Raw genomic sequence first — 13072 nt, forward strand, 5'->3', positions numbered from 1 at the left:
CAGCGCAGCAAAAACACCATCCCAACCATCCGAAAAAATTTCAGGTAGCCCCCAAAAGGCTACCTGAAACGCCCTAATCCTTCCCGCTTTCCCATTCCCGCCGCGCCGCGCTCGCCTCGGCAAACATTTCCCGCAAGCCCGCCCCGTCTTCCCGCGCCAAACATTCGCGCAACTGCGCCAGCTGCCGCTCCTGCCCTGCCAGCAGAGCCAACAGGTTTTCCCGATTGGCCAGCGCAATATCCGCCCACATCGTCGGCTCGCTGCCCGCCAAGCGCGAAAAATCGCGGAAACCGCTACCCGCCAGCCGCAGCCATTCCTCCGCCTCCGCCGCGAGCGCAATCTGCCGCATATAGGCATAAGCCAAGAGCTGCGGCAGGTGCGACACTGCCGCAAACGCCGCATCGTGCGCCACCGCATCCATGCGCCCCACCTGCGCGCCCACCGCCCGCCACAGCGCCTCCACCCGCGCCAGCGCCACCGCATCCTGCGCCTCGTGCGGGCAGAGAATCAGCCGTTTGCCCGCAAACAGCCCCGCCTGTGCCGCCGCCGCGCCCGAACGCGCCGAGCCGGCAACCGGGTGCGCCGCCACACAGCGCGGCCACGCCTCTGGCAAATTCTCCCGCCAAGCCGCCAGCACCGACTGCTTGGTGCTGCCCACATCGCTCACCACGCAGCCCTCCGGCAACAGCGGCGCCAGCTCCGCCGACACCCGACCCACCGCGCCCACCGGCACCGCCAGCAGCACGCAATCCGTATCCGCGCCCACCGCCTGGCGCAGCGAGGCAAAGCCCTCGTCCACCACGCCCAGCCGCAGCGCCTCGCGCAGGTTGGCCGCATCCGCGTCCACCCCCGCCACGCAGTCCGCCAACCCGAGCCGTTTCACATCCAAAGCCAGCGAGCCACCAATCAGGCCCACCCCCGCCACCACCATCCGCCGCATCATCGCCATCGTTTGCTCCTTCATACAAAATCTATCCGTGCACACATTCTAGCCGCACAACAGGCTACCTGAAAGCGTGAGCTTCAACGAAGTTAAAACGAGCGAAGCAAGTTTCTGCGAAGCTAAAACCAAAAAAAGCCCGCCGCAAACATAAAAAAGGCTACCTGAAACCCCTTTCCGGTTTTCAGGTAGCCTCTATCATCTTTTACGGCACAGGCTCAGCCCGGCAACACCTCTTCCGCCGCCGCCTGCACCAAAGCTGCTGCCTCTTCAATTACCTGCTGTTCGCCATCTGCTTCCAGCGGCAGCCGCGCCAAAATCGTTTCACTGGCGCGCACCTGCTCGCCGATGGCCACCAGCGGCACCGCATCCGTGGGCAGATACACATCCACCCGCGAGCCGAAGCGGATAAAGCCGTAGCGCTGGCCGCGCGTTACCTGCTCGCCCGGCCGCACATAACACAAAATGCGCCGCGCCACCAAGCCCGCCACCTGCACAAACGTAACCTCGCGGCCGCTCTTCGTGGTGGCCAACACCGCATTGCGTTCGTTTTCCGTGCTTGCCTTATCCAGCGCCGCGTTCACAAACTGGCCGGGAAAATAATCCACCTGCGTAATCATGCCGTCAATCGGCGCGCGCTGCGAATGCACGTTGAACACATTCATAAACACGCTGATTTTCAAAGCCGGCACTTGGCGGAACGGGTCTTCCGCGCGCTCCACCACCACAATCCGACCATCTGCCGGGCAGAGCACCGCATCCGCATCCGCCGGAATATCCCGCGCCGGATCGCGGAAAAACTGCACCGCAAACACAGTAAACAGCCAAAACGGCAGCGACCACCAGCCGCAGCAGCAGCTCACCAGCACACTCAGCAGCAGCCCGCCCAAAATAAACGGCCAGCCTTCCCGCGCAATCAGCGGATGGGGGTAAAAACGGTTCACGGCATCATCCTTAAAGAAAATAGAAACACGGCAGATTATACAAGAAAAGGCAGCCAACGCCCGCAACGGCCATCGAGGCTACCTAAAAAACAATCGCTGCCGTTTCAGCCCGCCATACCCTTCCGCCGCCACACAGGCTACCTGAAACCCAAAAGCCCGCCGCAAGCATAACCAAAAGGCTACCTGAAAAACCCTTTCCGGTTTTCAGGTAGCCCCAAGCCGCCTCACCAATCCTCCCCCCGCTCGCCCGTATAATCGCCCCACGTTTCCTCCCGCGCATACGGCACCGCCATCAGCTGCGCCAACTTCTCGCCCGGCCACGGCAGCACCGCCGCCAACGTTTCGGCCACCAAGCGGTTAAACAACAACGGCACATCCAGCCCCACCTGCCGCAGCAAGGCACACAGCCCCGCCGCCAGCCCCGTCCACACTAGCGCCGACAGCAGCCGCCCGCGCAGATTATTGGACAGCCGCAGCGCAGCCGCCGCCACGCCCGTGAGCGCCGCCGGCAGCGCCAGCAGCCACAAACCGTGCACCAGCGAAGCCAGCATCACCCCCAAGCCGCCCACACCCAGCAAATCCAGCAGCATTTCCTGCGGCGCCTGCCAGCCCGAACGCCACAAAATGGCCAGCGCCCCATACATCAGCCCGCAGCCCGCCCCCGAATACAGCACATACCACCCCGCCATACGCCACAGCGGCAGTTTCTCCCCAGCCATCGCCGGCCTCCGTTTGCAAAAAGCCGAAGGCTACCTGAAAAAGGTTCGGCGGCATAGCCGAAGGGCTCAACCCGGCAAACCCGCCCAGCCCGTTTTCAGGTAGCCCCACGCACAAAGCAGGCTACCTGAAAAATAAGCAAAACGAATTCCCGCAAAGCCACAATGCGCCACCCCTTTGCCTTTCATGGCGCCGAAACATTTTCAGGTAGCCCCGCGCCAAAACTAGAGTGGATTAAATTTCAATCAGGACAAGGCGACGAAGCCGCAGACAGTACAGGCAGTACGGCAAGGCGAGACAACGCAGTCCTGGTTTAAAGTTAATCCACTGTAGACAAGCCCCCGCCTTCTGGCACACAATCCCAGCCTTCAACCATCTTGCCAAACAAAGGAGCATCATGAGCCAGAATAACGCCACCATCCTGCAAACCCTCCCCGTCGGCCAAAAAGTCGGCATCGCCTTCTCCGGCGGGCTCGACACCTCCGCCGCCCTCCTGTGGATGAAACTCAAAGGCGCGCTGCCCTACGCCTACACCGCCAACCTCGGCCAGCCCGACGAAACCGACTACGAAACCATCCCGCGCAAAGCCAAAGAATACGGCGCCATCGAAGCCCGCCTGGTGGACTGCCGCGCCCAGCTCGCCCACGAAGGCATCGCCGCCATCCAATGCGGTGCGTTCCACGTATCCACCGGCGGCATGCCCTATTTCAACACCACCCCACTCGGCCGCGCCGTAACCGGCACCATGCTCGTTTCCGCCATGAAGCAAGACGACGTGCACATCTGGGGCGACGGCAGCACCTACAAAGGCAACGACATCGAACGCTTCTACCGCTACGGCCTGCTCACCAACCCCGCGCTCAAAATCTACAAGCCCTGGCTCGACCAGCAATTTATCGACGAACTCGGCGGCCGCCACGAAATGAGCCAATTCCTCATCGCTAACGGCTTCAACTACAAAATGTCGGTAGAAAAAGCCTATTCCACCGATTCCAATATGCTCGGCGCCACCCACGAAGCCAAAGATTTGGAATTCCTCAACAGCAGCGTGAAAATCGTGCAGCCCATCATGGGCGTGGCGTTTTGGGACGAAAATGTGGAAGTGAAGCCCGAAACCGTGTCTGTGCGCTTTGAAGAAGGCGTGCCCGTAGCGCTCAACGGCCAAACCTTCGCCAACGCGGTGGAGCTCTTCCTCGAAGCCAACCGCATCGGCGGCCGCCACGGCTTGGGCATGAGCGACCAAATCGAAAACCGCATCATCGAAGCCAAATCGCGCGGCATCTACGAAGCCCCCGGCATGGCGCTGCTGCACATCGCCTACGAACGCCTGGTTACCGGCATCCACAACGAAGACACCATCGAACAATACCGCATCAACGGCCTGCGTCTCGGCCGCCTGCTCTACCAAGGCCGCTGGTTCGACAGCCAAGCCCTGATGCTACGCGAAACCGCCCAGCGCTGGGTGGCCAAAGCCATCACCGGCGAAGTTACGCTGGAGCTGCGGCGCGGCAACGACTATTCGATTCTGAACACCGAATCGCCCAACCTCACCTACCAGCCCGAACGCCTAAGCATGGAAAAAGTGGAAAACGCCGCCTTCACCCCGCTCGACCGCATCGGCCAGCTCACCATGCGCAACCTCGACATCACCGACACCCGCGCCAAACTCGGCATCTACGCCGACAGCGGCCTGCTCTCCCTGGGCGAAGGCGCCGTGTTGCCGAAACTCGGCAGCGGCAAGTAAGCCTGAGCCAGAGTCAATAAAAGGCTACCTGAAAAACCATTTGCGGTTTTAGCTTCGCAGAAACTCGCGGAGCGCTTTTCAGGTAGCCTTTATTCCGCACAGCTTGAGCCACACCGCGCAGAGTGCTTTCCTTTGCAGCAATAAGCGGAGCCACGTTTCAGCTTCATCCTAGCTACCATTTTTCAGGTAGCCTCAGCCCGCCCATGCGCTATAATGCCGCATCCCAACTTATTAATCTGCCCGCCGACATGCCCCGCCGCCCGCCCTTCCAGCCCGACAAATCCCTCAGCCGCCCCGAGCGCGTGTTGCTGGTGGGCGTAATGCTGGCCGACAGCTTTTCCGGCAGCAACGAGCAGCGCGCCCGCGCCTTCCAAAACGTGCTCGACGAAGCCGCCGAGCTGGTGCGTGCCGGCGGCGGCGAATTGGTGCACATCTCCACCGCCCGCCGCGAGCGCCCCACCGGCGCGCTGTTTGTGGGCAGCGGCAAGGCCGAAGAGCTCGCCGCCGAAGTGCAGGCGCACAATATCGAATTGGCCGTGTTCAACCACGAGCTCACGCCCACGCAGGAGCGCAACCTCGAAGCCAAGCTGCAATGCCGCGTGCTCGACCGCGTGGGGCTCATCCTCGCCATCTTCGCCCAGCGCGCGCAAAGCCAGGAAGGCCTCCTGCAAGTGGAGCTCGCCCAGCTCACCCACCTCTCCGGCCGCCTCGTGCGCGGCTACGGCCACCTGCAAAGCCAAAAAGGCGGCATCGGCCTCAAAGGCCCGGGCGAAACCCAGCTCGAAACCGACCGCCGCCTCATCGCCCAAAAAATCACCACGCTGAAAAAACGCCTCGCCGACGTACGGCGAGGGCGCGCCACCCGCCGCAAAGCCCGCCAGCAGGGCAGCCTGCCCACCTTCGCCCTGGTGGGCTACACCAACACCGGCAAATCCAGCCTCTTCAACCGCCTCACCAAAGCCGACGTGCTGGCCAAAGACCAGCTCTTCGCCACGCTCGACACCACCGCCCGCCGCCTGTATCTGGATAACGAACACAGCATCATCCTCACCGACACCGTGGGCTTCGTGCGCGACCTGCCGCACCGCCTGGTGGCCGCCTTTTCCGCCACGCTGGAAGAAACCGCCCAAGCCGACGTGTTGCTGCATGTGGCCGACGCCTCCCAGCCCGACTGCGAGCAACGCATGGAAGACGTAAACCGCGTGCTGGCCGAAATCGGCGCCACCGACGTGCCCCAGCTCGTGCTCTACAACAAAATCGACCTGCTCCCGCCCGAGCAGCAAGCCCCCGGCATCCTACGCAGCAAAACCGGCCGCATTGCCGCCGTGCGCCTCTCCGTTACCCAAAGCCTCGGCCTGGAAGACCTGCGCCAAGCCTTGATTGAATGGGCCGATGCGCACGGCAAAGCCGCAGGCGGCAAAAAGGCTACCTGAAAACGATGTCTTGGCGAAGCCAAGGCTGAGTTTCTGCGAAGCTAAAACGTAAGCTTTCAGGTAGCCTTCCATACCACACCCAACCCGCCATGAAACGCCTCCTGATTCCCGCCCTCATCCTCGCCGCCCTGTTCGGCCTCGCCTCCTGCGCCAACCAAGCGTTCTACTATCCCGACCATGCCGACTACGGCTCGCCCGCACAATCCGGCCTGCCCTACCAAAACGTTTATTTCCACAGCGCCGACGGCACCCGCCTGCACGGCTGGTTTGTGCCCGCACAAGGCGTGGCCAGCCCCAAGCAGGCCGCCACCATCGTCCACTTCCACGGCAACGCCCAAAACCTCTCCGCCCATTGGCAGGCCGTGAAATGGCTGCCTGCACAAGGCTACAACGTTTTCCTGTTCGACTACCGCGGCTACGGCCAATCCGCAGGCAAGCCCGGCCGCCAAGGCCTGTTTGAAGACAGCAACGCCGCACTCGACTACATCCGCACCCGCCCCGACGTGGATGCCGAGCGCCTGCTCGTGTTCGGCCAAAGCCTGGGCGGCACCAACGCCATCGCCGCCGTGGGCGCCGGCAACCGAGCAGGCGTGCGCGCCATCGCCATCGAATCCACCTTTTCCTCCTATGCCGCCATCGCCCACGACAAACTCCCCGGCGCCGGCCTGCTCCTGAGCAACATACACAGCGCCAGCCGCCACATCGCCGCCCTCAGCCCGATCCCCCTGCTGCTGATTCACGGCACCGCCGACCAAGTGATTCCCGCCCGGCATTCCCAAACCCTGTTCGACTTGGCGCGGCCGCCCAAACAGCTCGTGCTCATCCCCAGCGGCACCCACCTCGGCCTGCAAGGCCTGGGCGGCTACGAGCAAACCCTGCTCGATTTCTTTGCCCGCCACAGCCGAAGCAGCCCGGCAGAATAGGCAGCTGCAAACCCGAACTCCGGCCCTTGCCCTCCCCATTTTTAGCCACGCCAAAGCTGCCGCCATAGCTTCGCAGAAACTCGCAGAGCTCATTTTTCAGGTAGCCTTTTATCCCCGCCAACCCTTTTCCAAACCCAACGCCCATGACCATCCTCATCACCGGCGCCACCGGCGGCCTCGGCCGCAACGCCGCCGAACTCGCCCTGCAAACCGGCAGCCCCGTGCTCGCCCTCGGCCGCAATTCCGCCGCCCTCGCCGAGCTCGCCGCCCAAGGCTGCCGCACCCTTGCCGCCGACCTCACCCGCCCCCTGCCGCCCCGGCTGCTGCACGGCATCCGCGCCGTGTGGCACTGTGCCGCCCTCTCCGCCCCGTGGGGCCGTTATGCCGACTTTCACGCCGCCAACGTGCTCGCCACCGAGCAGCTCGCCCAAGCCGCCGGCCAAGCGCAAGTGCCCGTGTTTGTGCACATCTCCACCCCCTCCCTCTATTTCGACTTCCGCCACCGCCGCAACGTGCCCGAAAGCTTCCGCCCCGCACGCTACGTCAACCACTACGCCGCCACCAAAGCCCTGGCCGAACAACGCATCCTCGCCGCCGCCGAAAAGTTTCCGCACACCCGCTTCGTCATGCTGCGCCCGCGCGCCATCTTCGGCCGCCACGACCAAGTGCTGCTGCCCCGCCTGCTGCACGTTATCCGCCAGCGCGGCTTCCTGCCCCTGCCGCGCGGCGGCGCCGCCCTGATGGATTTCACCTACGCCCCCAACGTTGCCCACGCCATGCGGCTCGCCACCGAACGCCCCGGTATCCCCAGCGGCAGCGCGTTCAACATCACCAACCAAGAGCCGCTCACCCTGCGCCAAGTGGTCGACACCCTGCTCAAAGGCTACCTGAAACTCGATTTTCCCATCCGCACCCCGCCCTACCCCCTGCTCGCCGCTGCCGCCGCCGCGCTCGAAGGCTGGAGCGCCCTCAGCCGCCGCGAGCCCCTGTTCACCCGCTACAGCATCGCCGCGCTGCACTACGACATGACATTGGACAACCGCGCCGCCCAAACTCTGCTCGGCTACACCCCGACCCACAATATGCAGCAAGCCATGGCCGCCACCGCCCTTTATTGGCGCGAACGGCTTTAGCCGCCCAAATAGGCAAGCAAAAGGCTACCTGAAAACCAAAAATATGTTTTCAGGTAGCCTTTTAAAATTGGCTTCGCTGAAGTTTACGTTCTATAGTGGATTAACAAAAACCAGTACCGCGTTGCCTCGCCTTGCCGTACTATCTGTACTGTCTGCGGCTTCGTCGCCTTGTCCTGATTTAAATTTCATCCACTATAACTTCACAGAAACTCGCCAAGCTTTTTCAGGTAGCCTTTTCCGTTTCCCAACACCAGCCCGGCGCTAACTCCCAATCCGCTCCAGCAGCATCTGCTCCAGCTTGAGCTGGAAGGCGGTGTCGGCCAGCTGCGGGTGGCGGATGAGGAAGCTGTCTTCCACGCGCTCGTCGAAGGTAGCGATGGCGGCGTAGCTGAGGCTGATGTTGAGCTGCGAGAGCACGTCGGCGATGTCGGCCAACAGGAAGGCGCGGTTGGCGGTGATGATTTCCAGCGTGTATTCGCCGGGGTTGTCTTCGGCGGAAAGGGTGATGCGCGGGGCGATGGGCAGGTGGCGCAGGCGGCGGCTCAGCACGCGCGGGGCAGGCTCGGCTGCGGCAGCGGCGGGCGGCGGGCTGTGCACAAATTGCTCTAAGGCCTGCTGCACACGGCTGCGGATGCGCCGAATATCGCCGGGCAGGCAGTGGGCGGGCAGCTGCAACACGAAGGTGTCGAGGATGTATTGATGCGCGGTGATATAGGCGTGGGCGGCGAGGATGCCGAGCTGGTGGCGGCCGAAGAGGCGGCACAGGCCGGCAAACAGGCGGTCGCGGTTGGGCATGAGCACCATCACCTGCAAGCCGCCCGCCTCGGGCAATTCGCGGATGTGCGCCTGCGGCGCTTCGGCATCGGCGGCCAACAGCGGCAGGTGCCACAAAATAATGTCTGCGCTGTGGCGCACGAAATAGGCCTGCCCCAGCTGCTGCCACAGCCGGCGGCATTCGGCCTCGCCCACGCCTGTATCGGCCAAGGCCTGCCGCGCCTTCTGCTGGCGGCGGCTCACCGCCATATCGCGGCTGGGCGTTTCGCCGCCGAAATATTGCAGCGCCGAGCGGAACAGCGATTCGAGCAGACTGGCTTTCCAGGCGTTCCAGATTTTCGGGTTGGTGCCGCGCATATCGGCCACGGTGAGCAGATAAAGCGCGGTGAGCCGCTCGGGCGTTTGCACTTGGCGGCAGAAGGCGGCCACCACCGCCGGGTCTTGAATATCTTCTTTCTGCGCGGTGAGCGACATCAGCAAGTGGCTGCCCACCAGCCATTCCAGCAAATCGGCTTCTTCCGCGCTCAAGAAATGGTCGGCGGCAAAGCGGCGCGCGTCTTCCCGCCCCAGCTCGGCATGGTCGCCGCCGCGCCCTTTGGCGATATCGTGAAACAACGCGGCCAAATAGAGTATCGGCTGGCGCGGAAAGCCGTGCATCAGCGCGCTGGCAAAGGGCAGCTCGTGGCTGTGTGCCTCCAAGGCCAGGCGGCGCATATTGCGCACCACCATCAGGATATGGTCGTCCACCGGATAAACATGAAACAGATCGTGCTGGAGCAGCCCCACAATCTTGCCCCACTCGGGCAGATAGCGCGCCAGCACGCCGTAGAGGTTTAAAAAACGCAAAAGGTGGGTGAGCCCGCCGCCGTGGCGGAAGAAGCCCACGAAACGGCGACGGTTGGCCTCATCGGCATAAAAACGCCCGTTCATTTCCTGCTGTACCGCCTGCCACCAGGCGCGCAGCGTTTCCGGTGCCAGGCCGGAGAGGTCGCTGTGTTGCTGCCTCAGCTCCAATATTTTAAAAATATGTTGCGGCTCGCGGCGGAACAGGCTTTTATCACGCACGGCGATGAGGTTGTTCACTTGGAAATAGTGCGCATCCAAATCGTGCACCACGCGCGGCAGCGGCGAATAAATCCGCCCGCGCAGCATCGGCAGCAGGATGCCGCCCAGCTGTTTCACCGTTTTCACCGCGCGGTAGAGCAGGTGCATCAGCCGCTCGCTGCGCCGCTGCTTGCTCTCGTCGTCGAAACCCAAGGCCAGCGCCACCTGCGGCTGCAAATCGAAACGCAGCTGCTCCTGCGGCTTGCCCGCGGCCAAGTGCAGCTCGATGCGGATGCGCGCCAGGCGGCGGTGGCTGCGGCGCAACATGGCCATTTCGGTGCGGGTGAGGATGCGCTGGCGTGCCAGCTGCTGCAACTGCGGCGCTATGCCCTGCACCCGCGCCAGCCACAGCATGGTGTGGATGTCGCGCAGGCCGCCGGGGCAGGTTTTCAGGTTGGGCTCCAGGCTGCTGCCCGCCTGCGCTTTAAGATGGCGCTGCTGCAATTCCAAGAGTTTGCCCTCGGCAAAGGCAGCCGGATTGCGCTGGATATCCAATTCGCGCCGCAGCCGCTCAAACACTTCCGCGCTGCCGTCGAGCAGGCGCGCTTCCAGCAGCGAAGTGTCGCCGGTTAAATCCTCCGCCGCACCGGCGCACAGCTCGGCCACGCTGCCGGTTTTCAGCGATGGGCTCAATCCCATATCCCACAATGCTTGCAGCCACGCTTCAATCTTCTGCCGCTGCGCTTCGTTTAATTCCCCGGCGGCGGCGATGCCCAAATCCACATCGGAAAAGGGATACATTTCACCGCGCCCGAAGCCGCCCAGCGCCATCAAAGCCAGCGGCTCCCGCTCTTGCAGCGGCAGCATCTGCCGCCACAGCGCCACCACGGTTTGCGACAGCGCGGCGCCGTAGTCGGTAAAAAAACGCTGCGGATTGCGGTGAGCGCGGTAGGCGGCAATGATTTGCTGCTTGCGCCCGGCCAGCTCCTGCGCCAGAGTGTGCACGGTTTGCGGCATGGTGGGTTTCCTGGGTTTGTGTGATGGGATGAAGGGAAGGATTGTATCGCGCGGGAAGGCTGCCCTCCAAGCTTTCTCTGCATCGGTGGCGGAATCAACCCCTAGGATTGTATCGCGCGGGAAGGCTGCCCTCCAAGCTAAGAAAGGCTACCTGAAAATCAAAAAGGCTACCTGAAAAAATGGAAAATGATTTTTCAGGTAGCCTCTTACAGGAACATCATTGCCCCGCCGCCGTTGCCCGCCGCCGCCCGCTCCAGTAAACTGCCCGCCTCTGCCATCCTTCCCTGCCGCCGCCATGCCCAGCCCCCTTAATCTCCGCAACGGAATCATCACTTTCGACCATTTCTCCTGGCTGCTGGAACACGCCGATGAAGACCCAAGCAGCCTGCTTTTGGGCGAAGACCTGCTGCAAATCAGCTTCTTCGGCGGGCAATACCTGCTCGATGTGGGCTGGTATGCCGCGGCCGCGCCGCAGGGGCGGTTTACCGTGCTGCTGGTGGGCAATCAGGATTGGGAGCGCCCGCTGCGCCGCCTGCACACCCACCAAATCGCCCGCCTGCCCGAGCTGATCAACGGCTGCATCGATTGGCTGCACCAACATTGCGCCGATACCCGCCCGCTGCTGCACGTGGTGGCCGGCATTGTGTATAACGCGCGCGGCGAGGTGCTGCTCAGTTCGCGCCCCGAGGGCAAGACCTATGCGGGCTATTGGGAATTTGCCGGCGGCAAGGTGGAGCCGGGCGAGGGCGACACCGACGCGCTGCGGCGCGAGCTGGCGGAAGAGCTGGGCATCCGCATCCACACCGCCGTGCCGTGGCTCACCAAAATCTACAGCTATGAGCACGCCCGCGTGCGGCTGCGTTTTTTCCGCGTGCCGGCAAACGGCTGGCACGGGCAGTTGCAGGCGCGTGAAGGCCAGCAATGGCGCTGGCAAAAGCCGGGGTGCTACACGGTGTCGCCCATGCTGCCGGCCAATGCGGCTTTGTTGAACGCGCTGGCGGTGCCCACGGCGTTTTCAGGTAGCCTGCATGCGGGTTTGCGCTCGGCAGACGGCGCTTTTTGCGTGTTGCCGCCCGATGCGCCCCACCCGCCGCCGGGCAGCCGCCTGCTGTCTAGCCTGGCCGACTTGGCCGCCGCTGCGCCGCGCGGGGTGCGCCGCTGGCCGCTGGTGCGCTCGGCGCGGGAAGTGGCGCTGGCGTCGGGAGCCAGGGCCGAAGCGGCGGTGTGGCCGGTGGGCGACGAGGCGGCAGCGGAACAGGCGTGCGCGGCCTTGGCCGAGGGCGTGGCGCTGCCGCTGGTGCTGCTGCCTTCCGATGCGGCGCTGGCGGCGCGTTATGCCGAACGCTGGCTGGCGGCGGGGGCGCATGCGGTGGTGCGGGGGTGAGAAACTGGATTTCAGGTAGCCTTTGCCGCGTGGCTGAAGGCTACCTGAAAAACCAGAATGAAAGGTTAAACAGATGTGGAACAAGCTTAATCCGTATTGGAAAGATATTTTGATTGCCTTGGTGCTGTATCTGCCGCTAGCGGCATATATACTGTATCGCCCGCCCACGTTTGGGTTGTTTCCTTTACCTTTCATTCAGTCTAGCCCTCTACTCATCCCCACCCTGCTGGCTTGGCTGTGCAGCTGGAAGATGTCGAGCGTCCGGCCGTATTTTGCGTCGGGCATTTCGCTGGCCATAAACTTGGGGATATGGATGTATTGGCTGGCAGTGCTCGTGTTTGGTAACGATGAATTATGGTTTCTATATTGGTTCTCGACACCGGCTTTGATTATCGGCTTTATCGTGGCCTTGATATGGCAAGTGGAAGTGGAAGCCGATGAATGGGCAGCGTTTCGGGCGGGTTTTCTCGGCAGTTTTGTGCCGTTTTTACTGGCTCCTCTTGTATTGATACTTTTCGAGTTTAGATAATCCGCCCAAACTTTTTCAGGTAGCCTCTTATGCCCCTCTCTCCACGCACCAAAACCTTGCTCGCCCTCGCCGCGCTGCTGGCGCTGGCAGGCGGCCATTTTGCCGCGCGCCAGTGGCGTGCCGCGCAACAGCCTGCCGCAGCCGCCACACCGCAGGCCTGCCAGCCGCGCCAGGGCTGCACCCTGCCCAACGGCAGCCGCATCCGTTTTGCCGCCGCGCTGCGCGAACCGTTTGATATTGAATTGGCAAACGTGCCGCCCGAAGTGCAGCGGGTGGAAGTGAGCTTCAGCATGGCAAACATGGATATGGGCTTCAACCGCTACCCGCTCGCCCGCCAGCCAAACGGCTCTTGGCTGGCCGCGCAAATCCGCCTGCCGGTGTGCACCGACCGGCGCCACGATTACTTAGCCGACGTGCGCATCGGCGAACAGGTTTTTCAGGTAGCCTTTGAAGCGCAATAGCCGAAACACTGCTTCCTTTTCCCACACCC

At 63.0% G+C, this 13072-nt stretch carries 11 protein-coding genes; 7 read left to right on the plus strand and 4 right to left on the minus strand.

What is annotated here, in order from left to right:
- Positions 1 to 73 precede the first annotated feature (73 nt).
- The 3 genes from A7P95_RS01690 to A7P95_RS11440 form a co-directional block, all read right to left on the minus strand.
- Positions 74 to 964, minus strand: coding sequence for a prephenate dehydrogenase (locus tag A7P95_RS01690; RefSeq protein WP_245636540.1), 891 nt, complete (start codon positions 962 to 964; stop codon positions 74 to 76).
- Between the two features lie 194 nt (positions 965 to 1158).
- Positions 1159 to 1884: a phosphatidylserine decarboxylase gene (locus tag A7P95_RS01695; RefSeq protein ID WP_067590156.1), complete on the minus strand. Its 726-nt coding sequence runs from the start codon at positions 1882 to 1884 to the stop codon at positions 1159 to 1161.
- Positions 1885 to 2108: 224 nt separating this feature from the next.
- Entirely contained in the window at positions 2109 to 2603 is a 495-nt protein-coding gene (locus A7P95_RS11440; protein WP_156503461.1) for a hypothetical protein, read from the minus strand.
- Between the two features lie 395 nt (positions 2604 to 2998).
- On the opposite strand from A7P95_RS11440, the gene argG reads away from it, so the two are divergent.
- From argG to A7P95_RS01725, 4 genes are all read left to right on the plus strand, one after another.
- Entirely contained in the window at positions 2999 to 4345 is a 1347-nt protein-coding gene (gene argG / locus A7P95_RS01710) for an argininosuccinate synthase (RefSeq protein ID WP_067590165.1), read from the plus strand.
- Between the two features lie 248 nt (positions 4346 to 4593).
- A complete protein-coding gene (gene hflX, locus A7P95_RS01715) occupies positions 4594 to 5778 on the plus strand; it encodes a GTPase HflX (protein WP_067590371.1) in 1185 nt (394 codons plus the stop codon).
- An 89-nt stretch (positions 5779 to 5867) separates the two neighbouring features.
- Complete coding sequence (locus A7P95_RS01720) at positions 5868 to 6701, plus strand: alpha/beta hydrolase (RefSeq protein WP_067590168.1); 834 nt, start codon at positions 5868 to 5870, stop codon at positions 6699 to 6701.
- Positions 6702 to 6844: 143 nt separating this feature from the next.
- Positions 6845 to 7834, plus strand: coding sequence for an NAD-dependent epimerase/dehydratase family protein (locus tag A7P95_RS01725; protein ID WP_067590171.1), 990 nt, complete (start codon positions 6845 to 6847; stop codon positions 7832 to 7834).
- A gap of 261 nt (positions 7835 to 8095) precedes the next feature.
- Here A7P95_RS01725 and glnD read toward each other — a convergent pair whose 3' ends face one another.
- Complete coding sequence (glnD, locus tag A7P95_RS01730) at positions 8096 to 10669, minus strand: [protein-PII] uridylyltransferase (protein WP_082890675.1); 2574 nt, start codon at positions 10667 to 10669, stop codon at positions 8096 to 8098.
- Between the two features lie 295 nt (positions 10670 to 10964).
- Here glnD and A7P95_RS01735 point away from each other — a divergent pair, with 295 nt between their 5' ends.
- From A7P95_RS01735 to A7P95_RS01745, 3 genes are all read left to right on the plus strand, one after another.
- The gene (locus A7P95_RS01735) at positions 10965 to 12053 is read left to right on the plus strand and encodes an NUDIX domain-containing protein (RefSeq protein WP_082890676.1); all 1089 of its coding nucleotides are present in this window, start codon (positions 10965 to 10967) and stop codon (positions 12051 to 12053) included.
- A gap of 73 nt (positions 12054 to 12126) precedes the next feature.
- On the plus strand, positions 12127 to 12582 hold the full coding sequence (locus A7P95_RS01740; RefSeq protein ID WP_067590174.1) for a hypothetical protein: 456 nt from the start codon (positions 12127 to 12129) through the stop codon (positions 12580 to 12582).
- A 29-nt stretch (positions 12583 to 12611) separates the two neighbouring features.
- Positions 12612 to 13043: a hypothetical protein gene (locus tag A7P95_RS01745; RefSeq protein ID WP_067590177.1), complete on the plus strand. Its 432-nt coding sequence runs from the start codon at positions 12612 to 12614 to the stop codon at positions 13041 to 13043.
- The last annotated feature ends 29 nt before the right edge of the window (positions 13044 to 13072 follow it).

The sequence above is a fragment of the Eikenella longinqua genome (assembly GCF_001648355.1).
GTDB lineage: Bacteria > Pseudomonadota > Gammaproteobacteria > Burkholderiales > Neisseriaceae > Eikenella > Eikenella longinqua.

Coding starts and splice junctions, on each gene's coding strand:
- A7P95_RS01690 (WP_245636540.1), bottom strand. CDS start 964: ATGAAGGAGCAAACGATGGCGATGATGCGGCGGATGGTGGTGGCGGGG.
- A7P95_RS11440 (WP_156503461.1), bottom strand. CDS start 2,603: ATGGCTGGGGAGAAACTGCCGCTGTGGCGTATGGCGGGGTGGTATGTG.
- argG (WP_067590165.1), top strand. CDS start 2,999: ATGAGCCAGAATAACGCCACCATCCTGCAAACCCTCCCCGTCGGCCAA.
- hflX (WP_067590371.1), top strand. CDS start 4,594: ATGCCCCGCCGCCCGCCCTTCCAGCCCGACAAATCCCTCAGCCGCCCC.
- A7P95_RS01720 (WP_067590168.1), top strand. CDS start 5,868: ATGAAACGCCTCCTGATTCCCGCCCTCATCCTCGCCGCCCTGTTCGGC.
- A7P95_RS01725 (WP_067590171.1), top strand. CDS start 6,845: ATGACCATCCTCATCACCGGCGCCACCGGCGGCCTCGGCCGCAACGCC.
- glnD (WP_082890675.1), bottom strand. CDS start 10,669: ATGCCGCAAACCGTGCACACTCTGGCGCAGGAGCTGGCCGGGCGCAAG.
- A7P95_RS01735 (WP_082890676.1), top strand. CDS start 10,965: ATGCCCAGCCCCCTTAATCTCCGCAACGGAATCATCACTTTCGACCAT.
- A7P95_RS01740 (WP_067590174.1), top strand. CDS start 12,127: ATGTGGAACAAGCTTAATCCGTATTGGAAAGATATTTTGATTGCCTTG.
- A7P95_RS01745 (WP_067590177.1), top strand. CDS start 12,612: ATGCCCCTCTCTCCACGCACCAAAACCTTGCTCGCCCTCGCCGCGCTG.